Raw genomic sequence first — 25,501 nt, 5'->3', positions numbered from 1 at the left:
GAGGATAGGGAAATGGCCTTTTCCTCTTTTAGCAAGTATTATAAATAATTGAAAAGCATTATGAGAAAGTATATTTTCGCAACATTGGGCCTATTTCTGGCTCTACTTCCACTTTTTGCACAGCGGTCTTCTACCAGTGAAAGCCCCATGCCTGCAACCAAGATCCGGGATTTGGTCATTTACCAGGATTCCAATTACTACGCTACTTTTCCGTCTATTGTGAGGAAAGCAGACGGAGAATTTCTCCTTTCCTTTCGGCGTGCTCCGGACAGACGGGTAGTCTTTGGCGAAAAGGGCAACAGCCATGTGGATCCCAACAGTTATTTGGTAAGCATGACCTCCAAAGACGGTATTACCTGGGAAGGGGAACCGGATCTGCTCTATGCCCACGATTTTGGGGGGTCACAGGACCCCTGCTTGCTTCAGCTTCGTGATGGGACGCTGCTATGCGCCAGCTATGGATGGGCATTTTTGAATGAGGATGGCCTGGAAAACATTCCCGAACCCCACTTTCAAAACCGCGACGGTTCTGTTTTTTTGGGAGGTTACCTGCTACGGTCCATAGATGGAGGAAGCAAATGGGCCGGACCCATTTATCCGCCACACATCGAGCCGGAAGTCCATCTTAACCCCATGGGAACTCCCATTCCCGCCTACAACAGGGGAGCCATGTACGAAGGGAAAAATGGACGAATCTATTGGGTGGTTGCAGCCAATGACCGGTTAAGTCCCCGGCGAACATCCAATTACCTGCTGGTTTCCGATGATAAGGGGAAAAATTGGGAGCATTTGTCCACTGTTGCCAAAGACGAAGAAGTGGTTTTCAATGAAGCTTCCATCTATGAAACCCCCAAAGGTGACCTGGTGGCTTTTATCCGTACCGCCAATTTCGAAGACCAGGCCGTTATTGCGAGGTCTACAGACGGTGGGAAAAGCTTTGGACAATGGCAGGCTATGGGATTTAAGGGCCACCCCTTGCAGGCAACCAGGTTGCCTGATGACCGGGTGCTTCTGGTCTATGGGTACCGCCATGAACCTTATGGAATAAAAGCTAAGATCTTAAATGCAGAATGTACGGATTTCGCCACTGCCGAGGAAATTGTCCTAAGAGAAGATGGTGGCAACGGGGACATCGGTTATCCCTGGGCAGTGGTCTTGGATGATCACCATGCTTTGGTGACCTATTATTTTAATATGGACAATGGCACCAGACACATTGCCGGAACAGTCATTGGATTTTGATCGGCACCTTACATTTAGAAGGGTTGGACAGGGGATTTGCGTTTCCTTTGTCCGACTTTTTTTTATCTTTGTAGGGGATGAGTCCTATCGGGTCTTTTCAAACAAATCAATCCGGATTAATTCATTGTTCCAATATGTCTCAAATTAATAATTTAGAAGTTAGTGAACCACAACTTAATATTGGATATGGACTAGGGTCTACTGAAGATGAAAAAAAGCCTTTAAAGGTTGCTTCCCTATTTTCTGGCTGCGGAGGTATGGATTTGGGATTTGAGGGAGATTTTTTAGTTCACCGGGATGCAATAAACGAAACAACAAATAAGGATTTTATCACAGGAAATGCTGTTGGTAATTACTTTAGATTAAAACCTACCAGGTTCCAAACAGTTTTTGCCAATGATATATTGCAAGATGCCAGAAATGCCTGGGTAACCTATTTTAGAAAGAAGGGATACCCTGCCAGTGTTTACCACGTTGAAAGTATTGTAGATTTGGTCAAATTACATCGTCAGGGAACTCCTGTTTTTCCGGAGAATGTGGACCTGGTAACAGGTGGGTTTCCTTGTCAGGATTTTAGCTTATCAGGTAAAAGAAAAGGGCTCAGCTCCCATAAAGATCATCATGGAAGAATATTTAAAACTGAAATCCCATCTGTAGAAACCAGAGGCCAACTCTATATGTGGCTAAAAGAGGTAATCGAAATTACCAAGCCAAATGTTTTCATAGCGGAAAATGTAAAAGGACTGGTTAATTTAACTAACGTAAAGGAAATTATTCAACGAGATTTTTCAAGTGCTGACGGAAATGGATACCTGGTTTTGCCTCCCATGGTGTTACATGCAGCCAATTATGGGGTGCCTCAATCCAGAGAGAGGGTTATTTTTATAGGGATAAAAAAGGCTGCCTTGACCGAAAAAGCTTTGGCAGAATTGAACAAACCAATCATTTCTGAGGAATTTAATCCCTATCCGTTTCCTTCCCATGCTTTTTCAGTTAGTGGGACTGGTTTACAGCAACCTGTTCAATTAAATCGGATTTTTGCTGGTTTAGAAGAACCCGAGTTGACCAATGATCCCTCCCAAAAATTTTACTCTAAAGCTAAATTTATGGGAAAGCACTGTCAGGGTCAAACAGAGGTAAAACTTGATGGAATTGGGCCTACAATTAGGTCAGAGCACCACGGGAATATAGAGTTTAGAAGACTTTCGATAGAAAATGGAGGAAAATATCAGGAGGAACTTTCGCTCAAACAACTTAAGGAGAGAAGACTTACTCCCAGGGAATGTGCGCTTATTCAGACTTTCCCACCAGATTATGAATTTGTCATTCCCGGAAAAGGGAAAAAGTTTTTTGTCAGTCCCTCTGCAGCTTATAAATTGATCGGTAATGCAGTGCCTCCTTTAATGGCTTATCATATTGCCAGAAGAATAGAACATATTTGGGAGTTATATTTTAATAAAAAGCCAAATGGTAATTTCAGTAAACCCAAAACCAAATCAACATCAGTTCGAAGCATTGTTGGATGAAACACTTCAAACTCTAAAAACCGAATCAGAAAAAGATGAGGCAGCTTACCTTACTTTTTTGGGAAATAAGCTTGAAAATGTAGTTTATACGATTATGGCTGAGAAGGCAAAAGGGACACCTTTTGAAAATTCAATTGAACTAATTTCTGGTCAAAAATTCCCAGATATAATTGCAAATAAATTCTTTGGGTTGGAGATTAAAACCACGAAACAAAATCACTGGAAAACTACAGGGAATTCAGTTTTGGAAGGTACCAGAGTTGATGGGATTGAAAGGATTTTTATCCTTTTTGGGAAGATGAAATCTCCAATTGAGTTTAGATGCAAACCATATGAAGAATGTCTTTCAGAAATAGTCGTAACCCATTCTCCCAGATACCTCGTGGACATGAATTTATTGAAAGGTAATACAATTTTTGACAAATTGGATACCAGCTATGATGCTCTTAGGGTGTTGCCCAATCCCATAAAGCCAATTTCTGAATATTACAGGCGATTTTTAAAGCCTGGAGAAGAAGTTTGGTGGTTAGATAACGAAGAGCAGAACACATCCGGAGTGATTATTAAATCATGGAATAACCTGCCAAATCAAGAACGGCTTGAGCTTTTGGCTAAAGGGATGATATTCTTTCCAGAGATATTTGGGAAAAAGCCTGATAAGTTCAACCGGTTTGCCATATGGTTAATTAAGAAAAAAAGTATTGTTTGCCCTAATGTGAGGGACCCTTTTACCGCAGGAGGGAAAGGGTCAATTGTTTGGAAAGGGGAATCTATTCAAAAAGTGCCCAGAGTTTTGGTAAACCTAAATAGCTTAATGCCCAATTTAGTAGACTATTTTTCCGAAATTGAAGATGAAGATTTAGTATATTTTTGGGACACCTCATCAGTAGATAATAGGTTTGGTTTTTGGGTAGAACAAGTAGTTAGGAATTCCAAATGGATGGAACTTCCATTTGATTTGGAGAAGTATTTGAACTCCTTTTTTAATAGAACTTAAATATGATTATGCAAAAATATTCCTTTATAAGTATAGGTAAACTCATCTTGTGGTTCTTGATTTTTTTTTCGAAAACTTTCACGGCGCATGCGCAATCCCATGTATTTATTGGCGACAACCGAGAGCTGTTTGTAGACCAATACCTGATCGAATCCCTGGATAATGCGGAGATTACCCTGCAACATCCCGAAGATAAGGGGAAGGTACTGGATTTTGACAAGCCCTGGGAAGGCGCATTCTCTGCTTATGTGACCATCATTGAGGAAGATGGCTTTTTCAGGGCCTATTACAGGGGTGTCCCCACGGCTGGAAAAGATGGCAATAGTGCCGAGGTGACCTGCTATGCCGAATCAAGGGATGGCATACACTGGGAAAAGCCCGACCTGGGCATCTATGAAATAGAAGGCAGCAAAAACAATAACGTAATCCTGGCCAATGAAGCCCCTGTAACGCATAATTTCAGTCCCTTTTTGGACAGCAATCCGGCAGCCAAACCCAATGAAAAATTTAAAGCCCTGGGCGGTACTTCTAAGAGTGGGTTGGTGGCCTTCACCTCTGCAGACGGAAAAAACTGGAAAAAAGTCCGGGAGGAAGCCGTATTTACACAGGGAGTATTTGATTCTCAGAATGTATCCTTTTGGTCGGAGGAAGAGCAGGTGTATGTCTGCTATTTCCGATCCTGGACCGGTAAGGGATACAAGGGGTTCCGCTCGGTAAGCCGTACCACTTCTGAGGATTTTATCCATTGGACAGCCCCCGAGCCTATGGGCTTTGGGAATACTCCCTACGAACACCTGTATACGCAGCAGACCAGCCCCTATTTTCGGGCGCCTCACATCTACCTGGCCATCGGTGCGCGCTTCATGCCCAACCGAAAGGTGGTTTCGGATGCGGAAGCCGAGAGATTGGGAGTGAATCCCAAATATTACAACGACTGCTCCGATGTAATCCTGATGTCCTCAAGGGGAGGCAACCACTATGAAAGGCAATTTATGGAATCCTTTATCCGGCCAGGTATCGGTTTGCAGAACTGGGTTTCCCGGTCCAATTATCCGGCATTGAATGTGGTAAAAACCGGAGAAACCGAAATGTCGATTTATGTGAATCAGGATTATGCCCAGCCATCTGCCCACCTGCGCCGCTATGCCCTGCGTCTGGATGGATTTGCTTCCTTGTCGGCCGGATATGAAGGTGGGGAAATGCTTACGAAACCCTTTACCTTCGAGGGAAAAGCCCTGGAGCTCAATTATTCCACCTCTGCCGCCGGGGAAATCAGGATTGAACTGTTGGATGGAGAGGGGAATAAATTGCCGGGCTATTCCGTGGAGGAAGCCCAGGCTGTTATCGGCAATGAAATTTCCAGGGAAGTATTTTGGAATGGCAGCAGTGATGTATCGGAGTTATCCGGGAAACCGATCAGAATGAGGGTATACTTAAAGGATGCTAATTTGTTTTCCTTTAGGTTTCATTGATCGGATATCGGTGAATTTGTTCTATTCAGAAAGTACTGGTGCTTTTAACTAAAGTTTGGGCCTTTAAGACTGAACTTTTTCAACCCAATTTGTATGCGTTGTTAAACCCGAAATGAAAAATGAAAAAAACATGGATTTGGCTCACCACTCAGGCAAAACTGCCCTATATAAAATCTGATCGAATAGGGCTAATATTGGGAGTAGGCATATGGATGATGGTACATCCGCTAATGAGCCAGGGAAACCGTGATACCAACCGTTTTTTCCAGGCAGGTGCTGCCAAAAGCAATATTACCCCTCCCCTGGGAGAGCCGATCGTCGGAAACTGGGAGGAGCCTCCCGCTGATTATATCCACGATGAAATTTTTGCTCGCTGCCTGGTGCTGGATGACGGAGAATCCCAGTTGGGTTTGGTTTTAGTAGATAATGTAGGGGTAAAACAGGAGGTGTTTGATACAGCCAAAAAGATGATCTTTGAGGCAACAGGTTTACCTCCAGCCCATATTATGATGGCTTCCACCCACACCCATTCGTCCATCAGTGCCGGAGGCACCGGAGAGAAAAGAAGAGCATGGACAGCGGGCGAACCCTTGGACGCTTATCAATCGTTTATGGCATCCAGGATAGCCGACGGCGTGCAAAACGCTTTGAAAAACCTGGAACCAGCCCGGCTCGGCTGGGGGACAGGCAGTGTGCCTCAACATGTTTTTAACAGGAGGTGGAAAATGAAGCCGGGAACACCCATGCCCAACCCTTTGGGAGGGGATGACCTGGCAGTAATGAACCCCGGTGTTGCCCATCCGGACCTTTTGGAACCGGCGGGACCCACAGACCCTGAAGTAGCCTATCTTTCCGTACAGGCCATTGATGGAAGGCCGTTGGCTTTATTGGCCAACTATTCCCTGCATTATGTAGGGGGAGTGCCCAAAGGGCATGTTTCAGCAGATTATTTTGGGATATTTGCCGAAAGGATCCAGGACCATTTGCACGCAAATGGGCAACATCCCCCCTTTGTAGCCATGATGTCCAATGGTACCTCGGGTGATGTGAACAACATCAATTTCAGAGGTCCTTCCGTCCGGCATCCAGCCTATGGTAAGATGAAAGTGGTGGCCGAAGATGTAGTCAGGGAAATCCTGAAAGGCTATTATGATATCGGTTACCAGGATTGGGTGAAATTGGAGGCCAGACAGGACCTTCTTCCGTTGAAGGTTAGAAAACCCGGACCGGAATTGTCGAAATTTGTGAAAGGGGTTTTGGAAAGACCGGAATCGGAAACCGTGCGGCACAGATTGGAAAAAACATACGCTCAAAGGGTGATTCAAATGGAATCCTGGCCAGATGAAATCCAGGTCATCATCCAGGCTTTTAAAATAGGAGATTTGGGCATTGGCGGCATACCATTTGAAACATTTGCAGAGACAGGCCTGGAGATAAAAGAAAGGAGCCCATTCAGTAAAACTTTTACCATCTCATTTGCCAACGGCAGTTTTGGATACCTTCCCAGCCCCCGACAACACCAACTTGGAGGATATGAAACCTGGCTTTCCACCAATAGGGTAGAAGAGGAGGCTTCAGAGAAAATAGTTGGACAATTGTTAAACCTGTTTTCGGCAATGGATTAAAGCCGGATGATAAAGACAACACACCATTTAGCTAAGTCCAGGTGGGTTTAGCATGGAGCAGAATTGTTGGCTATATTGTAAAGCATATTCAAGGTTATACACTTTAAAAGAAAATAATGAGGCAGCCCAGCAAACCCAAAACAAACAAGCACCCTGATTTTATTATGTTCTCAATTCCTGCTTTCAATATGAGAGTACCCATAATTTTTATTATCCTCATGCTATTGGCCCTGGGTAACACGGAGGTCAATGGTCAGCAACAGGAAAAAGATGTAATTCCTGCCATAAAAGTTTTCCGTGCCGGGGCTGCCATAAGCAGCATTACGCCTAAAATCGGCACATCTATCAACGGTGGCATGCAGGACCGCACAACCCTTCATGTCCATGACGACACCCATGCCAGAAGCCTGGTGTTGGATGATGGGCTTACTAAACTGGCCATCGTCACCCTGGATCTATGCATGGCCTATAGAGAGACCATCGATAAGGCCAAGCTGCGGGCCCATGAGTTTACGGCCATTCCTGTTGAGAATATGCTGGTTTCTGCCACCCATACCCATTCTGCAGGAACGGCTTGTTCCGTATTTCAAAGTGATCCGGACCCTGCTTACCTGACCTTTTTGGAGGAAAGGGCCGCCGATGCCATTATCCGGGCTCACAATAACCTCGAACCTGCGAAAATTGGTTGGGGAACAGGTCAGGAACCAGGACAGGTTTTCAACCGCAGGTGGAAAATGAAGCCCGGAGCCGATTTGACCAATCCCTTTGGGGGAGAAGATCAGGTAAGGATGAATCCTGGAATAGGTAACCCTGATTTGCTGGAACCTGCCGGACCCATCGATCCGGAGCTGCCTGTGGTGGCTGTCCAATCCATTGAGGGAAAGCCCATCGCTTTGATGGCCAATTATTCCCTGCATTATGTAGGGGGGACAGGCAATGGAGAAATATCTGCAGATTATTTCGGAATGTTTGCGGATAAAGTCAAACAAATGATCGGGTCTGACCACCAGTCTCCCTCTTTTGTGGCCATGATGTCCAACGGCAGCAGTGGGGACATCAACAATATCAATTTTGGAGGAGAGGCACCTGCACCCATGCCGGCTTATGCCAAAATGGAAACGGTCGCCAATACGCTTGCTGCAGAGGCTTTCAAGGTTTACCAGCATATCCAATTTAAGGATTGGGTACCACTTGCCGTAGTTCAAAAAGAAATTAACCTGGGCGTAAGGAAGCCCGGTGCAGAAGAATTGGAGCGGGCCGAAAAGATCATGTCGGAAGCCAAAGGCCCCAATATGGTTTCCAGGGAAGAAATTTATGCCAGGGAAACTGTTTTGATGAATGATTATCCGGACAGTGAAAGCATCCTTCTCCAGGCGATGCAGTTGGGGGATTTGGCCATTACTGCCATTCCCTGTGAGGTTTTTGTAGAAATAGGTTTGGAAATCAAGGAGAAAAGTCCCTTCAGGCAAACATTCAGTGTTTCCCTTGCCAATGGCTATTATGGGTACCTGCCGACTCCCGAACACCATGCCCTGGGTGGCTATGAAACCTGGAGGGCCAGGTCTAGCTACCTGGAAGTGGATGCCTCCAGGAAGATCACGGATAACCTCCTGGAATTACTGGGGCAATTGAAATCAAGCTCCAACACCTCCAGGTATTCAGAACCTTTGAATGCCAATGATATGAAGCTGGAGGAAACGGTAAAATTATTCAATGGTCAAAACCTGGACGGCTGGTATACCTTTCTGAAAGATAGAGGGAAAAACAATGACCCGAAAAATGTATTTACGGTTAAGGATGGCCTCATTCACATATCCGGAGAAGAATGGGGTTGTATCACTACTGAGGAAGAATATGAAGACTATAAATTGCTCGTTGAATTTAAATGGGGAGGAGGAACCCACGAACCACGCCTGGAGAAAGCAAGAGACAGCGGAGTTTTGCTTCATTCACAGGGGAAGGACGGAAATTACTCGGGTACCTGGATGAATTCCATCGAATGTCAGATCATAGAAGGCGGTACAGGAGATTTTATTGTAGTGGGAGACGGTACGGACCAGTTTGCCATTACATGTCCGGTAGCCCCTGAAAAAGTGGCCGGAGCCTATGTGTATCAGCCCGATGGAGAGCCGGTAACCATCCATGGAGGAAGGGTCAACTGGTTTGGCAGGGACCCTGAGTGGAAGGATGTGATTGATTTTAGAGGGACGAATGATGTGGAAAATCCTGTGGGTGAATGGAATACATTGGAATGCCATGTATTGGATGGAGAAATCACGGTGTACCTGAATGGGGTTTTGGTGAACAGGGCCCTGGAAGTAAAACCCAAAAGAGGGAAAATTCAGATCCAATCCGAAGCGGCGGAAATGTTGGTGAGAAAGGTGGACCTCAGTCCCATTCTATAAAAAGGAATAGGGATTTTTCGAAACCTGGTTGCTGATGGCAGCCAGTCTGAGATTCCCTTGCAAGACATTATTGTAATATGATTTCGATAGTCAAAGATCTATTCTTGAGGTGCCTTTTGTTAGGCTTGGTTCCATTAATTATTTTTTGGGCTTGTATGAGCAAAAATAGGGAAGGGGATCAAAATGGAGAAGTAGTATTTGAGTTGCAAGATGCTCCTGTGAATTCCCCCTTGTATACCTATGCCGATTCGTCTTCACTCAAAGAAGCCATGGCCAAATTTCAGTTGGAGCCGGGATTAAGGATAGAATTAGTGGCCGCAGAACCCCTGGTGGTTGATCCTGCTGCTTTTGCTTTTGATGAGGACGGGGTGATGTATGTGGCCGAAAACAGGGGTTATCCGGACCCTGCTGAAGGCGGAGCACCGGACCAATTGGGAAGAATTGCGAGGCTGGAAGACCGGGATGGGGATGGCAAATATGACCACAGGACTGAATTTGCAACCGGACTCAGCTACCCCAATGGCATCATGGTTTGGCGTGGTGGTGTTTTTGTGACCTGTGCACCGGATATTTTTTACTTTAAAGATACCAATGGGGATGGCATGGCCGATGTGAAAAAGGTGGTGCTCACCGGGTTCAATGCCGATAAAACTGCCCAGATCAGAACCAGCCACCCCACCCTCGGCATGGATGGCTGGGTGTACCTGACCAGTGGTCTGAATGGGGGGAAGGTAACTTCCCCTGAACATCCGGAACGGGACCCGGTTGCTTTTTCGCCCTCGGATGGCCGTTTTCATCCGGAAACCCTGGAGTTCCAGAATACGGGTGGCAGAAGTCAGTTCGGATTGGCTTTTGACGCTTTTGGCAGACGCTTTGGAACTTCCAACAGGCATCCCTTACAGCATGTGGTCATCGAACCCGATTTCCTGGGACGTAATCCCCATCTTTTATTTAACCAAACCATTCAGGACGTGGCCGATGCTGAGGCCAATGCGACGGTATATCCCATAAGTAATGCGGTAACTACAGCCGATTTTATTCCCAAATTAATGGGGCTCTCCCATAAAGGCACCTTTACCTCCGCCTGTGGACCTGTAATTTATAATGGTACCGCATTGGAGGAAGAACATTTGGGAAATGCCTTTATCTGTGAACCTGCCCAAAACCTGGTGCAAAGGCAAACCATCAGCCCTGATAATGTGTCCTTTCGCTCTGTACCAGCCTACGAAAACCGGGAATTTTTGGCTTCAACGGACAGTTGGTTCAATCCGGTATTTCTTGGCCATGGGCCTGATGGGGCACTGTACCTGGCAGATATGCACAGGAAAGTGATCGATCACCCATCCTATGTTCCGGAAACAGCCCGGGGGGAATTGGATTTTGAAAGTGGTAAGGACAAAGGAAGGATTTACCGTATTGTAAAAAAGGAATTTACCCGGGATTCCGACCAAGGTGTAATTCCAATGCGTTCATCATCCAGTACCAGAGATTTGGTATTGGCATTGGGTGCAGCGGATGAATGGGTAAGGTCCACCGCCCACCGACTGCTTTTGGAAAGCCTGGATAACGAGGCTGTACCCAGGTTGACTGAGCTGGCCGAAGAAGGTGATAGGCCGGAAGGAAGGGCAAGAGCGCTGTGGGTGCTTTATGCTATGGAAGCATTACATCCAACAGTACTTCAAAGGGCCTTTAAAGACAGGGAAGCAAGTGTAAGAGAGCAGGCCGTGATACTTTCGGGAAAACTTCTGGAGAGATTCCCGGATTTGATTGAGCTATTGATTACCGCCACCGAAGATGAGGAAATACGGGTCAGGTACCTGTCATCCCTGGAGTTAGGAGCAGGCAAAGGGGAAAAAGTCATCGATGCCCTTGCCAGGGTAGCTGCCCGGGACGGTGACAACCCCTGGTCGCGGGCTGCCATATTGAGTGGGGTGGGGGACCAGCTTTCTGCTTTTTTGAGCACTTTTCGCAAGATGGATACCCTTGATCGGTCCGCTTTTCCATTGATGATGCAAGACCTGGGGGAATTATATGGACATGCTGCCAAAATGGAGGACTGCCAGGTGCTGTTGAAAGACATGGTGACTGCTGAAGGAGCGCTGCAGTGGAGGATGGCCACGGCCTTGGGCTTGCTAAAGGGGTTGGAAGGAAGGGGTGTATTCCAATCCGAAAAAGGGCTTTTACATGCCATGGTAAATCACCCTTCTTCGGACTTGGGCATGGAAGCCATGAAGGACTTTATCGATCAGGTCGCCCTAAAGGCTTTGGAAGAAGAGGGGCCCTTGTCTTCCAAGGTGGTAGCTACCTCACTTATGGGTTATGCACCATTTGAATGGGTTGAAAATGGGTTAAGGAATTTGCTGAAGCCCAATATTGCGGTGGAAATCCAGTTGGAGGCAGTAAAGTCACTGGGGCGCATAAATGATCCTGAGGCGGGCCTAATATTGCTTTCCAAAGACGCCTGGGCGACCTATACCCCCAGGCTAAAATCTGCTGTGATATCGGCAATGGTAGCAAGAAGGCCCACCATGCTGCAGTTACTTGCTGCGATTGAAGCACAGGTGGTGGCTCCGGCAGCGATTCCCTCCATGATCCGGCAGCGGCTGATGAATGAGGCAAATGATACCATAAAAGAAAGGGCTACCCTTCTTTTCAACGAGCTGGAAGGGGGAGGCCGGATGGCTGTATATGAAGATTATCTTGAAGTATTGAATCATCCTGCAGACCCCGGTTTGGGAAAGGTTGTTTTTGAAAAAACCTGTTCTTCCTGTCATGCTTATGCAGGAGAGGGTGGCGAAGTGGGCCCTGACCTTACCGGCGTCAAAAACCAACCTGGTGATGCCTTGCTTCTGCATACCATTGTACCCAATTATGAAGTATTGCCGGCCTATCAGGCCACAACTATCAGCACCAATGATGGGAGAGCTATTGCTGGATGGATCTCTGCCGAATCGGATAACAGCATTACCCTTCGAACAGCTTTTGGCACTGATGAATCCATTTTAAGGTCAAATATTGAATCCATCCAGCATTCAGGGCTTTCTTTGATGCCCGATGGTTTGGAGCAAACCATGACAAAGGAAGATATGGCCAACCTGATTGCTTTTCTAAAGTCAGGTGGGTGATAGCTTTTTCACGGAGAGATCATTTCCATTGTCCAATTTCTTCCCTTGATTTTCCTGCGATTAAAGCCCTTGCTACGAAGCCTGATGCATAATCCGGGTTTAAAAGTATATAATAATAATTTAGTAAAATAACTGATAAAACAATTGTTTAACTTATTTATCAGGTGTATATTTATTACAACTATCTTTAAAACCAATAAGGATGCTAGATAGAATACACAAAGCGGGAGTCTTTATCATTATGGCATTGCCGGTCGTAATTTCCTGTAATACAAGCAGTAAGTCAGAAGAGGAAATGAGTGAAGCTACTACCTATTATTTGGCAAAGGTGGACTCCATCCGTATAAACCGGGAAAATACCGTCAGGTTGCTTGACTATCACCCAATAGAAGATCGTTTTCTGGCCTATGACCAAATTACGGAGGAATTTTTGGTGTTGGATGGAAAAGGAAAGGTTTTGGAAGCAGTTTATCGGATAGGGGAGGGTCCCAATGAGTACAACAGCAGTTTGTTGGCAGCTTCCTTCAATCAGGAAGCAGGAGGCTATTTTCTACAAAGCTCAAGTGAATTTTTGTGGTATAACTCCGATTGGGAAGTGGAAAATAGGATACGATTTGCTTCTGAAGTGGTGATCAGGTTTTATTCAGGTCCTCAGCTAAGGGTTCCTTATTTCCGGTTGCAGGATGCCTCAGACCCCTATTTTTTTACCAATTTTTTCTCAGGAGTCAATAATTCTGCAGGAGGAATGAATGGGGGAGACGGTCCTGATTACCTGATCGAACGCTACAACCCCCGGAAAGGGGGGCTTGAATGGGTCTTTGCCAATGATCCGGAACTGCTGCCGGAAGTAGCGGTAAATCCAGATTCCAAACGGGCAAATCCGGTACAGGTTTTTGCACTGGACAAAGCCGCTAATCGCCTGTACCTGACCTACGATCGGTCAAATACTATTGGAGTTTACGATATGGACCAGGATTTCGGGCTAAAAGAGATGCTGAATTTCGATCATCGGCGTTTTTCTTCCGTCCAAAATGCAAGAAATAAGGCCTTGTTTAATTTTGAGGATGATTTCTATGGAGTACTTTATTTCGAGGGACTTTCCGAAGCGGCCACCGAGGCGAGAAGGGCCAAGGACCCGAATTATTTTCCCTATAGAGATTCCGGTTTGTACCATTTCATTCTCATCCAGGATGGGGTGCAACAAGAGGAGGAGATGGGCTTTCCAGCAGGCTGCGAACCCCATTCTGAGATCCTTTCCTTACCTGGCAAACGACTTTTGTTTAGGGACAAGTATGGAGGAGACGATGAACCTACCTATTCCACTTATTCGGTTTATGAGTTAAAGTCGGAGATTTGAGCGGAATTATATCTTTAAATTTTATGGGGTATTGGTTAAAAAATAAAAATTTGGAGCTCCTCAATTTCCCTCAATAGGATTGGGCTTTAGCCCATTCCCAATTATAGATTTCCAATCCCCTGGCTTTAGCCAAAATTGATGGGAAGAACTCAATAGGTAATTGCCCCATCCACAGGTTGAACTGTAAATTTCGATTTTAGGGTTTGGGGATAAAGTTTTGGCTAAAGCCAATGATGCTGACGAATTCATTATTGCCTACAGCTAAAGCAGTAGGCAATTGATTCAAAGGGTAATGAATCTAAAGTTTTAGAAGGATTTTGGTTTATTAATAAAAATCTGGATTTCCCTCAATCCGACCTCCTCAATAGGAAATAGCCCATTCCAAGAAAATAGCAACCAAATGTTCTGGGCTTTAGCCCAAACTATAGGATCGGGCAAGTGTTGGGTAATCCAGGTTTGGCTAAAGCCAAGGAAGGTGTCAAAATCCCCTATAGCCTCCAGCTAAAGCAGTAGGCAATTGAACCAAAAGAACCCTGGTTCCAAATTATGGCCGAAATCAATGGGCGATCCCTCTTCAATTGGAAATAGCCCATTCCTAAATAATTGCAATCAAAAGTCATGGGCTTTAGCCCAATTTGGGTAAAGGAGAAATGAATGGTAATCCAGGTTTGGCTAAAGCCTGGGTTTTTGGTGCACTCCTGATTGTCTACAGCTATTTGGCAATTGATCTAAAGGGATTGATTCTGAAATTTTAGAAGGGTTTTGGTTTATAAATATATATTCGGACATTCCGAAATCCCAATCCCCCTCAATAGGAATGCGGCTTTAGCCCATTCAAAAAAATTAGGAATTAAAGGTCCTGGGCTTTAGCCCAAATTTCGGATTGGGCAAATTCCAAAATCGGGTTTGGCTCCTAATTTAAGTTTGATTTTAAAATTTTAATTAATAAATTAATAGTTGAATAAATCTCAGGTATCGTAATAGGTCTTACCTTTTCTATGCTGAAAAATTCACCATGCATGAATCGTTTATTGTATCCCTTTTGGATGGTCCTTTTGTTGTTTTCCTGTGATTCTGGAAACAGGGATACCGGGAATAAAGATACCGCATGGTCAGGTACATCCGTCTTCTTTGAAAAACTTGACAGTATTCGGATTAAATACTTAGGCAGTCCCACTTTCCATGACATTGATCCTGTATCCAAAAAGGTGCTTTTTATGGAACATAAGGAGACCTCCCAGGTAATTACGGTAGCTGATTTTGAGGGATCTGTTCTGACATCTTTTTCGAAATGGGGAGACTTTCCCGACACCTACGGAAATTTGTTGGCTTCGCTAAAAATTGCTGGAAATGATTCCTTCATGGTCTATGGATCAAAAGGTTTTTTGACCTATAATTTTGATGGGGAGCTTCAATCTTTGGTGAAACATACTGATAATCCCTATCAGGGGTCTACACGTATCGGATTAGGGTTTGGCATGGAACCGTTAGGAGATGGATACCTTTATATCAATACAGGTAGTAGTGTTAGCTTGCCCAATGGTGGGGAAGATTATGCAGCACTGCATCCATTGGTATTTCTGAATCCCCATACAGGCGAAACCAAGCCGCTTCTTCATTTCCCTAAATCCAGTATTTTTTTGAAGGGAAAGTATTTCTTCCGAAATGCCTGGGCTCCTGCCTTTACGGTTTCAGAGAACAAAATTGCTGTAGTTTTTGGGCTGGAGCCAAGGGTATACATTTTTGATGGAGCTGCCCCTCATCCCTTGCTCGAAGAGATACCACTTGATTTACCTGACTATCGGTTTTCTGAAGGTGAGAATGAGTATTCCTCCGATGTAAGGTTTTTTGGTCAGGCCAGAACTTCCGGGAAAATACTAAACATCAAGTTGATAGATAAATATATCCTTGTTTCCTACTTTCCGGGGTTTAATTCGGCGGATAAGGAGGCTTCTTTTGCCAATTTGACGCCGGAGGAAGCCATTAACTTCTGGAAGGGCATGCGGGAAAAATACCCCTATCGAATGGCTGTTTTCGATGCTTCCGGCAATAGGTTAAGCGATTTTGAACCAAAAGGGCTTATAGCCAGCTCTATGGTTCTTCGAAATGGCCAAATCTGGATGCAGGAAAAACCGGATGAGGAAGTAGAGCGGGATTATTTCCGTTTGTTTCGGGTGGGGCTGAAAATCGATCGGTCTGATCAATGAATCAGGCCTAAGCGATCATTGCATGCAACAACTTAATTATTAGGAATTCAGCCTTGGTCCAAAAACAGTGTGTGCTAGACCTATTTCGGACCTGATTTGGCTAAAGCCAGGGATGTTGGCAAAAACTATATTGCCTACAGCTAAAGCAGTAGGTAATTGATTCAACAGGAATGATTCCAAAATAGCAGAGGGATTTTGGCTTATGAATAAATTTGCAGACTACCGGAATCAGAACCTACCTCAATAGGAAATAGCCCATTCAAAAAAAATTGGAATTAAAGGTCCTGGGCTTTAGCCCAAATATAGGGTAGGACAAATGTAGGGTAATCCAGATTCGGCTAAAGCCAGGGATACGGACAATAATCCGATTGCCTACAGCTATCAGGCAATTGATGATAGGTAAAGCTGGTTCCGGATCATGATGGATCTATCTTTAACCGAGCAACCCTCAATAGGATATAGCCCATTCGTAATTTTAGATTTCCAATCCCCTGGCTTTAGCCAAAATTGCTGGGAAGAACACCAGCAAATCATTAGTCCCTTCAATAGGTAAATGCCCAATTCACAGGTTGAACTGTAAATTTGGATTGTAGGGTTTGGGGATAAAGTTTTGGCTAAAGCCTAGGAAGAAGTCAAAATTCCATATTGCCTCCAGCTAAAGCAGGAGGCAATTGAACCAAAAGAACCCTGATTCCAAATTATGGCCGAAATCAATGGGCGATCACTCTTCAATAGGAAATAGCCCATGCCAAAAAATGTCAATTAAAGTTCATGGGCCTCAGCCCAAATTTCGGATCGGGCAAATCTTAAATCTAATTGGTCTCCTAAGAAAAGTTTGATTTTCAAATTTTAATTAATAAATTAATAGTTGAAATATACCCCAGGTATTAATACAGGTTTTCCTCTGTCCATGCTGAAAAATTCACCGGCTATGCATCGAATCTTTATTCCCTTTTTGTTTGTCGTGTTGTTGTTTTCCTGCGATTCCGGGAAAAAGGATGAAGGTGGTAATAAAAAAAACGAAGGTTCAAATACGGCCGTGTATTTTGAAAAACTGGACAGTATAAAGATTGATTACCTCGGAAATCCTTCCGTCCATGACATTGACCCTAAGTCAGGTACCATTTTGTTTATGGAGCACAGGCAATTTACTGAAGACATCATGGTTGCCAATTTTGAGGGCGAAATTCTCGACTCCTTCTCCAAATTGGGAGATGTCCCTGATGGGTATGGAAAACTGATGTCAACATTAAGAATTCTTGATGACAATACTTTTCTGGTCTATGGATACAATGGTTTTATGACTTATGATTTTTCAGGCAAGCTTTTAAACAGGGTAAAACTCAAAAAATTTCAGCTACCCTATTTTAGAAGGGATGCAATGGGTTTTGGAATGGAAAAATCGGGCAATCGTTATGTATATCCTGACCAAGAGGTACCTGAAGGCATTTCTGAATCTGATACCCGGTTTTACGAGGAAATGGATTTGATGTTTTTGCTTAACCCAGAATCCGGTAGCAGAGAGCCTTTTATCAAGCTTCCTGAAGGCAGTTTATTTCGAAACGGGAAATTCTTTTACATGAATGCCTGGCGGCCAATATTTACAATCGATGATGACCAAATGTATGTGGTGTTTGGGGCCGAACCCGTGATTTATGTTTACAGCTTAACCGAACCCTATTCTTTACTTTCAAGTATACCTTTTGACTTGGACGATTACCGGTATTTCAGGGGTTCAATTGATAATTCCGTCGATCACACCTTAATGTTCACTTCAGGCAATATATTGAATATCAAGAAGATAGATGGATATTTTGTGATCGCCTATTTCCCTGGCTATTCGGATGCAGATAAGGAAGGAGAAAGCGAGAATAAGACCCAGGCAGAAAATTTACTATATAGGGAAAGAATGCTGAAAAAATATGCCAAAAGAATTGCTATTCTGGACGCTGAAGGCCATAGGGTCATTGATTTTGTTCCCGATGGATTGACTCCGGAAAGCATGTTGCTCAGGAATAATGAACTCTGGATGCAAGAAAAACCGGATGAAGAAGTGGAGCGAGATTATTTCCGGTTGTTTCGGTTGGAACTCAGGGTGGAGAATAAGAATAGTATGGATTGATTTTAAAACTAATACAAGATGCGGAATGTATGTTACCTCGCCATTATTTTATTGGTTTCCTGTGAGGGAAAAATGGGCAAAACCGGTTCGGACTACTTTTCCAATCGGCAATTTTCCCTGGACACCGTGATCATTGAACCGGGAGATGAGATTTTATTTCTGAAGCATCAACTATTGAATGCGGACATGGGCACGGACGGAAAGTACTTTTATAATTTCAATGGTGGTGACCATACCCTGGAAAAAATTAATCTGGATGAGTTACGCTTGGAGGAAAAGCTCCCTTTTGAAAAAGAAGGACCGAACGGGACCGGGCCGGGGATAGGGGTGATGAGAATTATCGATGAAAGCCATGTTTCCATAACGGGTATGTATCAGAGCTCCTTATTCTCCATGGAAGGTGAAAAATTAATGACTGTTTATTACGAAAACTTCTCTTTGGCGGATTGGCATAACGGGGGCGACCTGTTAAAGGGAGATAGGGTGTTATTGGACCCCGATACCAAGCGATTATATGGATTGATTCAAGGATATGAGGATAAAAGGTTTGTTTTGGGACTGCTCCATTTGGAGGAATATGAAACTGCCAGAGTTGAGCTAAAAAGCTTTGATAAGGTGCCTGACTATAGCTTTATGTACCACTTGGGGAAGAGTACAATACATCAAACACCAAAAGTGGGGATAGAAAAGTTTGGTAGAAAAGTGATGCTGTGGAATGAAATTACGAATGCTTTGATGTGGTATGACACAGAGATGGATTCTCTGTTTATGAAATCATACGCTAGCCAGCTTACTGCTAACCAAAAAGAGAAAGCGTATAAGAAAGTACATGAAACTCCTGAGGAATTTAAGGTTGAATATGCAAGGTATAAACAAGAGATTAGTTTCATGTCACCCTTTTGGGATAGCGACAGGCAGTGTTTTTATCGGTTTTCCTATGAGGAAAACGAGAGCGAAACAAAGGTATATTTAACCGCATTTGACGAGGATTTAAATCAAATTGGAGAAACGTTAGTCCCGCAATTGACCAAAAAGCCCGAAAGGCATTTTGCCAAGGATGGGGAAATTTGGATGTATGAAAATATGGAAGATGAAATGGGATATGTCAGGTTGGCGATTAGCGAATAGCATTATGAGGTTATCCTGTTTATGAGGGAGCCGAAGCATTTATGGTGTGATTCTTATTTGAGCTTTCAGGGATAAATGGTTTGGCTAAAGCCGGGGACATCGATAAATTCAACATTGCCTCCAGCTAAAGCAGGAGGCAATTGATTCAACAGGAACGATTCCAAAATAGCAGAGGGATTTTGGCTTATAAAAAAATTTGCAGACTCCCGGAATCCGAACCTACTTCAATAGGAATGTGGCTTTAGCCCATTCAAAAAAATTTGGAATTAAAGGTCCTGGGCTTTAGCCCAAATTTGGATAGGACAGGTTTAGGGTAATCCAGATTCGGCTAAAGCCAGGGATGCGGACAATAATCCGATTGCCTACAGCTATCAGGCGATTGATGATAGGTAAAGCGGGTTCCGGATCATGATGGATCTATCTTTAACCGAACAATCCTCAATAGGATTGGGTTTTAGCCCATTCGTAAATTTAGATTTCAAATCCCCTGGCTTTAGCCAAAATTGCTGGGAAGAACACCAGCAAACCATTACCCCCTTCAATAGGTAATTGCTCAATTCACAGGTTGAACTATAAATTTGGATGTTAGGGTTTGGGATAAAGTTTTGGCTAAAGCCAATGATGCTGACGAATTCATTATTGCCTACAGCTAAAGCAGTAGGCAATTGATATAAATATTCAATAGGAAATAGCCAATACCAATTTACCTCTCCATGATTTGGAGTTAAAAATGGTTAAACTAAATCATTTTACTTCCATTATGTGCTTAAAATGAATAGGTTTAGGAAATGTTGCTTTACTTTTATAATAGACACCTTTAAATCCAATGTTCAACAGAACTTTCCTTGGTATTTTACTTATTGTAAGTTTTTCCTGCGGAAAACCACAAGACTCCGCAAACGTTGAAACAATCTCTTACAGGGTTGATTCCGTGGTAGTAGACTCCATGGGGGAGATTTTGTACTTGGAATACCTATTACACGTCTCGGATTACTGTCAGGAAGATGCGTTTCTTTATAACTACAGCGAATTTGACCACAGCATTGAAAAGATAGATCTGGACCGGCTGGAACTCGTGGACAAATTTCCGCTTCAAAAAGAAGGCCCGAATGGTACCGGTTCATGGATCTCCTCGCTCAAAAGTATGGGGAATGGAAAATTGTTCCTGGCCGGGCAATATGCCGGGCATTTCAATTTAGAAGGCAGGCTGGTGAAAAAATTTGATTGGAATAATATTTCCCTCGCACAGGGAGGAATGGATGACAAAGAAAATGTATACCAGCAAAAGGCAAATCCCAGCTTTGATCACCTGGCCTTTGGATTGGTTACTGACCATTCGACCAATAGGATATCATTAAAGAAGCTAAACATAGCGGACACCCTTATTTCCACATTTGAAATTGATCCTAACGAGAATTATAAAAAATACACACTTGGAGATCTGACAACTTATAATAAATGGGATCCCCGGGTCTTTATAACCAGTCAACAGGATAAGGTGATCGTATCCCATGAGTTTTCCAATGATTTTTATGTGTATTCTCCGGAAAACGATGAACTTCAACAAGTGACCTATTCCTCCCAACACACACCAAGCAAGGTAACAATAGCTACCGAAGGTGACTTAATAAATTCAATTGAGGACAGGATCAATGCCCTGGAATCTTATCACGAACAAGTAAGTTTTGGCCCTTTGGTTTTGGATCCGCAAAAGGAAAGATATTATAGGCTTTCTTCCTCAAGAACTTTTGGTGAAGAAAAACGAGAGAGAAGGTTACTCCATGAAACAACTAATATCGATGTATTTCTCAGTGTTTTTGACATGGAATTCAATCTGCTAAGTGAAATGCCAATACCTGAGCTTAATATCAACCCCTCTGCTAAATATTTTGTCAAGGAAGGGATGCTATGGGTTTTTGAAAACATGGACGATGAGATGGGATTTGTTAGGGTGGCGATAAGTGAATGAAATTAGGATATTATCCTGTACCCATTCCACGAGCGAGCCGGAGTATTTATGGTGACATTGGGATTTTTAGTCTTTTGGGATGGATGGTTTGGCTAAAGCCAGAGATTTTGGTGCATTCCCTAGTACCTACAGCTATTAGGCAATTGATTTCATCGGATTGATCCTGAAATTGTAGACGATTTTTCGCAGATAAACCAATATCCAAACCTACCTCAATAGGAATGCGGCTTTAGCCCGTTCAAAAAAAATTAGCAATTAAAGGTCCTGGCCTTTAGCCCAAATTTAGGATAGGACTTTTATCACCACAAACCTGGCCGAATCCGCCTTCCTGAAAAAATTAAATCCGGCATTCTCCATCTGTTCCCCGAGCGTTGTCAATCGCAGCCCGCCCTCTCAATCTCTTTTCTTCAATCTTTTTCAATCTCTTTCCCCTTCAATCTCTTTAACCAAATCAATCTCTCTCCATCTTTCCCCTCAATCCCTTTCAATCTCAAACCCCCAATCCCCAATAAAAGACCATCACGCCACTTCTTGAATATTCACCATCTTCCTGAAATGCGTGGGTGTCATTTTCTTGTATTTTTTAAATTGCCGGTTGAAATTGGCCAGGTTGTTAAAACCACACTCGAAGGCTACTTCTACGATATTCATGTCGGTTTCGGAAAGCATCTTGCAGGCATGGCCAAGCCTCACCGTATGCAGGTATTCCACAAAAGTAATCCGGTATTGCTCCTTGAAAAAATTACAAAAGGTGGTTACCGCCATATTGGCCATGGAAGCCACTTCTGGTAAGGAAATGTCCCTATCGAAATTTTTGTGTATATAAGCTTTTATCTTGTCCAGGCGGTCGGAGCCCTGAATTTCCACCTGGTCCAGGTACCCAGGACTGGCCAGTAATTCATATTCTTTGGTTTGCGAGAGGATATCAAAGATAGAAAACAGACTCGAAAGTCGCTGAATGCCATTCATGTGTATCATGCCTTCCATCAGTGCATTGATTTGTTCCCTTGTTTTTCCTTTAAGGGCCATGCCCCTTTTGGACAGTTTAAGAAAATTTTTGAGGGTTTCCATTTCCGGTATTTTCAGAAAATCTTCTCCAAGGAAATCCTCCTGGAAATGGATTACAATGGCTTCGGCATCATAGTCGGCTTGTCCTTTTACAAATTCGGAGTCATTTACCCAAACATGGGGAAGGTAGGGACCCATGCAAACCAGGTCTCCTTCCTGGAAATAACCAATATGATCGCCCACCATCCTTCTACCCTGGCTTTTGAGAATCAATACCAACTCATATTCAGGGTGATAATGCCAGGGGCAAGGAAAATACTGGCCTTTTTCTTTAAATACGATGAAGGATTTATCAAAATCCTGTGGTAGCCTTACTTCGATCGATTTCATATGATTATAATTTGCTTTTTAAAGGCCATATGGAATCTCGCATGTTTCCCCGAAACCTTTCGGGGAATCCCTCCTTGTGTTGCTTGCGTCATGCTTGTCTGCCCCAGGCAGGCTCGATTTCATAGGGTCTTCCTTTTTTCCTATTAATATAATTTAAAGTATGAATACATAAAAGTGATTGGCAGCTCAAATGAAAAATAGTACCATAAATATAAATAATAGTAACAGTTGCCTAGGGGTTTTTGCCCTACTTTATCTTACATGCATCAGATTAATCTTGCTTGAGGATTAAAGGAATTAAAGCATATTTTGGGTTGAATATGAGTTGATTATGTTCTAAATCAAGTGCAAAAAGGATCGATTAATCCAAAGGAGCAACCGGCGCTGATTTCCAGAATGGGCGTTGGAAACCCGGTAAGGCTTTGAAAAATAGTACCATAATTCTACATAATATGAATAGTAAAATTTACCTGATCCTGATAATTTTGATCTTGTAATTGCCGCACTTAAATTTTATTTCAATAATGAAATTATTTTTAAATCAATGAACTGTGATTGATGATAAATGCAAAATATTTGCCCGAAATTGACACTGGAGTCGTAGGATTGGGATTGATGGGAAGCAGTATAGCCGTTGCCTTATGTATTGCCGGTCATCCTGTAAAGGCAGTGGCACCCGTAAAAGACGAACTGGAAGGAGCAAAGAGAACCACCTTTCATCTTTTGAAGCATGCTGAAGAAAGCGGTTTACTGAATACATCTGTTTCGGAATATTATCGGCACATTCATTTTTCTGAAGATTATAGCATCCTCGAAAATTGCCAATTGGTACAGGAATGTGTAGTAGAAAATCAAACCATCAAAGCAAAAATATACCGGAATATCATTGAACATACCGGTGAAAACACAGTGATATCCAGCAATACATCGGCCATTCCTGTAAGCCTTCTTCAGGAATTGGTCCCCAACCCCGGACGTTTTCTGGGGATTCATTGGGCTGAACCCGCTTATCTTACCCGGTTTATGGAAATCACAAAAGGGGCGAAAACTGATGACAGCCTGGCAAACTGGGTGTATGAGCTGGCTCATTTATGGGGCAAGGAGCCCACATTTCTTCAAAAGGACATCAGGGGATTTGTAACCAACCGCCTGATGTATGCCGTGTACCGGGAAATTTTTCACCTCCTGTCATCGGGAGAGGCCAGCATTGAGGATGCCGATAAGGCATTCCGCTATGATGCAGGTTCCTGGATGACTTTTATGGGTATATTTGAACGGATGGAACAACTTGGCCTGGCTGACTACAGAGAAACATTTAAAAGAATTTTTCCCCAGCTTGGAAACTCACCTGAGGTGCCTGAACGCATGCAGGAGATGGTAAGTATACAAGCCAGGGGAGTACATAATGGTAAAGGGCTATACCCATATAAACAAGGTGAGGGGAAGGCTTGGGAGAAATCCTTTGCAGCATTCAACCGGGAAATATTCCGGATGGCCGCAGCCTGTCAAAAACAAAAAGAATCATAGGACCTATGGAAGAATACAACTATCAACAATCTGCAGCATGGCTGGAAAGGGCAAAAAAAGTATTGGCTTCGGGAGTATCTTCTGAATTCAGAAAGTACAACCATCCCCATGCCCTTTTTTATACCCATGGCAAGGGTAGTAGGGTTTATGACGTGGACGGCAATGAATACCTGGACTTTACCCTGAGCCAGGGGCCATTGATTTTGGGGCACTCCCATCCGGAAGTTTTGGATGCAGTCCATCAGGAATCCCTTCAGGGTCAACTTTTTGCCGGGCAGCATGCCAGGGAAATTGAATTGGCAGAAAAGCTGCAGAAAGTCATTCCCGCTGCCGAGATGATGCGTTTTTGCCTGGACGGGTCGGAAGCAGTACAGACTGCATTGCGGGTAGCCAGGTCCAAGACAGGAAAAAGTAAGTTCCTGAGGTTTGAAGGCCATTACCATGGTTGGTTGGACAACGTTTGCTTCGGGATCTCTACCCCATCACCGGAGGCCATGGGTTCCAGGGAAAGCCCTGTAATGCACCCCTGGAGTCAGGGCTTACCCCCGGGATCAAAGGAGGAAAGTTTCCTCCTGCCCTGGAACGATTTAGATTTGGTTGAGCGACACGTGGCTAAGCACCACCAGGAGTTGGCTGCTATCATTACGGAACCTGTGATGTGTAACAATGGCTGTATTACCCCTGAAGAAGGGTTTCTTCAAGGGCTGAGAGACCTGTGTACCCAATATGGCATAGCCCTTATTTTTGATGAAGTGATTACCGGGTTCAGGTTAGGACTGGGTGGGGCGCAGTCATTTTATGGGGTTACCCCGGATATGGCCGTCTTTGCCAAAGCCATCGCAAGTGGTTACCCCATCAGCGCCATCGTGGGCAAAAAGGAATGGATGGAGGAAATCGCCACAGCCAGGGTGATCCATGCAGGCACCATGAACACCGGAAACCCTACCGTGGCAGCCGCTCTGGCCACGGTTAGCATACTGGAAAGGGAGGATCCTTATCCCAGGATGTTTGCCCTGGGTGAGAGGCTGAGAAAGGGCCTCCGGGAAATAGCCCAAACTACCGGACATCAAATGCTGGTATCGGGCATTGGTCCGGTGGTGCATACCGGATTTACAGATATGGAAAGGGCGGTAGATTTCCGGGATGTGCTCCGCTTCGATAAGGGGAAATTAAAATCCTTTATTGCTGCCTTGCATGACAAGGGCTTACGGGTGATAGGAAGAGGGCTTTGGTACATCAGCGCAGTGCATACGGAAGCGGAAGTAGACGAGGCTCTCGGACTGGTCAAAGAAGTTTTAACCCATCAGGAAAAATGAAATCGAGCATAACGATATCGCCATCCAGTGGGATGACCGTTAAGCATGTGAGATTCCATCTGACCACTTAATACAAATTATAAAC

At 44.0% G+C, this 25,501-nt stretch carries 15 protein-coding genes; 14 read left to right on the top strand and 1 reads right to left on the bottom strand.

Annotated features, from left to right (window positions below; translation table 11 throughout):
• Positions 1 to 60: 60 nt before the first annotated feature.
• From GL182_RS12345 to GL182_RS12285, 12 genes are all read left to right on the top strand, one after another.
• Positions 61 to 1,242 (top strand): sialidase family protein, encoded by a 1,182-nt coding sequence (locus GL182_RS12345; protein ID WP_163379978.1) that lies wholly within the window; start codon positions 61 to 63, stop codon positions 1,240 to 1,242.
• A 134-nt stretch (positions 1,243 to 1,376) separates the two neighbouring features.
• Positions 1,377 to 2,768 carry a DNA cytosine methyltransferase gene (locus tag GL182_RS12340; RefSeq protein WP_163379977.1) on the top strand — a complete coding sequence of 464 codons (1,392 nt, stop codon included), beginning with the start codon at positions 1,377 to 1,379 and terminating at the stop codon, positions 2,766 to 2,768.
• On the top strand, positions 2,710 to 3,765 hold the full coding sequence (locus GL182_RS12335; RefSeq protein ID WP_163379976.1) for a hypothetical protein: 1,056 nt from the start codon (positions 2,710 to 2,712) through the stop codon (positions 3,763 to 3,765). Before GL182_RS12340 ends, GL182_RS12335 begins: the two co-directional genes overlap by 59 nt.
• Positions 3,766 to 3,821: 56 nt before the next feature.
• Positions 3,822 to 5,237 (top strand): hypothetical protein, encoded by a 1,416-nt coding sequence (locus GL182_RS12330; RefSeq protein WP_240469811.1) that lies wholly within the window; start codon positions 3,822 to 3,824, stop codon positions 5,235 to 5,237.
• A gap of 119 nt (positions 5,238 to 5,356) precedes the next feature.
• Entirely contained in the window at positions 5,357 to 6,862 is a 1,506-nt protein-coding gene (locus GL182_RS12325) for a hypothetical protein (RefSeq protein WP_205603643.1), read from the top strand.
• 188 nt (positions 6,863 to 7,050) lie between these two features.
• Positions 7,051 to 9,267, top strand: a complete 2,217-nt coding sequence (locus GL182_RS12320) for a neutral/alkaline non-lysosomal ceramidase N-terminal domain-containing protein (protein ID WP_240469810.1) — start codon at positions 7,051 to 7,053, stop codon at positions 9,265 to 9,267.
• A gap of 155 nt (positions 9,268 to 9,422) precedes the next feature.
• Positions 9,423 to 12,392, top strand: a complete 2,970-nt coding sequence (locus GL182_RS12310; RefSeq protein WP_163379974.1) for a PVC-type heme-binding CxxCH protein — start codon at positions 9,423 to 9,425, stop codon at positions 12,390 to 12,392.
• Between the two features lie 202 nt (positions 12,393 to 12,594).
• Positions 12,595 to 13,749, top strand: coding sequence for a hypothetical protein (locus GL182_RS12305; protein WP_163379973.1), 1,155 nt, complete (start codon positions 12,595 to 12,597; stop codon positions 13,747 to 13,749).
• Between the two features lie 1,019 nt (positions 13,750 to 14,768).
• Positions 14,769 to 15,956: a hypothetical protein gene (locus tag GL182_RS12300; protein WP_163379972.1), complete on the top strand. Its 1,188-nt coding sequence runs from the start codon at positions 14,769 to 14,771 to the stop codon at positions 15,954 to 15,956.
• Positions 15,957 to 16,887: 931 nt separating this feature from the next.
• Entirely contained in the window at positions 16,888 to 18,078 is a 1,191-nt protein-coding gene (locus tag GL182_RS12295; RefSeq protein WP_240469809.1) for a hypothetical protein, read from the top strand.
• An 18-nt stretch (positions 18,079 to 18,096) separates the two neighbouring features.
• Positions 18,097 to 19,206, top strand: coding sequence for a DUF4221 family protein (locus tag GL182_RS12290; RefSeq protein ID WP_163379971.1), 1,110 nt, complete (start codon positions 18,097 to 18,099; stop codon positions 19,204 to 19,206).
• A gap of 826 nt (positions 19,207 to 20,032) precedes the next feature.
• Positions 20,033 to 21,175 (top strand): DUF4221 family protein, encoded by a 1,143-nt coding sequence (locus GL182_RS12285; protein ID WP_163379970.1) that lies wholly within the window; start codon positions 20,033 to 20,035, stop codon positions 21,173 to 21,175.
• Between the two features lie 519 nt (positions 21,176 to 21,694).
• Here the strand turns inward: GL182_RS12285 and GL182_RS12280 are convergent.
• Positions 21,695 to 22,573 carry an AraC family transcriptional regulator gene (locus GL182_RS12280; protein WP_163379969.1) on the bottom strand — a complete coding sequence of 293 codons (879 nt, stop codon included), beginning with the start codon at positions 22,571 to 22,573 and terminating at the stop codon, positions 21,695 to 21,697.
• A gap of 558 nt (positions 22,574 to 23,131) precedes the next feature.
• Here GL182_RS12280 and GL182_RS12275 point away from each other — a divergent pair.
• Entirely contained in the window at positions 23,132 to 24,100 is a 969-nt protein-coding gene (locus tag GL182_RS12275; protein ID WP_163379968.1) for a 3-hydroxyacyl-CoA dehydrogenase family protein, read from the top strand.
• 5 nt (positions 24,101 to 24,105) lie between these two features.
• Entirely contained in the window at positions 24,106 to 25,416 is a 1,311-nt protein-coding gene (locus GL182_RS12270; RefSeq protein WP_163379967.1) for an aspartate aminotransferase family protein, read from the top strand.
• The last annotated feature ends 85 nt before the right edge of the window (positions 25,417 to 25,501 follow it).

The organism is Cyclobacterium sp. SYSU L10401, assembly GCF_010993705.1.
Taxonomy (GTDB): Bacteria; Bacteroidota; Bacteroidia; order Cytophagales; family Cyclobacteriaceae; genus Cyclobacterium.
Note: the sequence above shows the minus strand (reverse complement) of the source record. Positions and strands in the feature narration are given on the sequence as shown.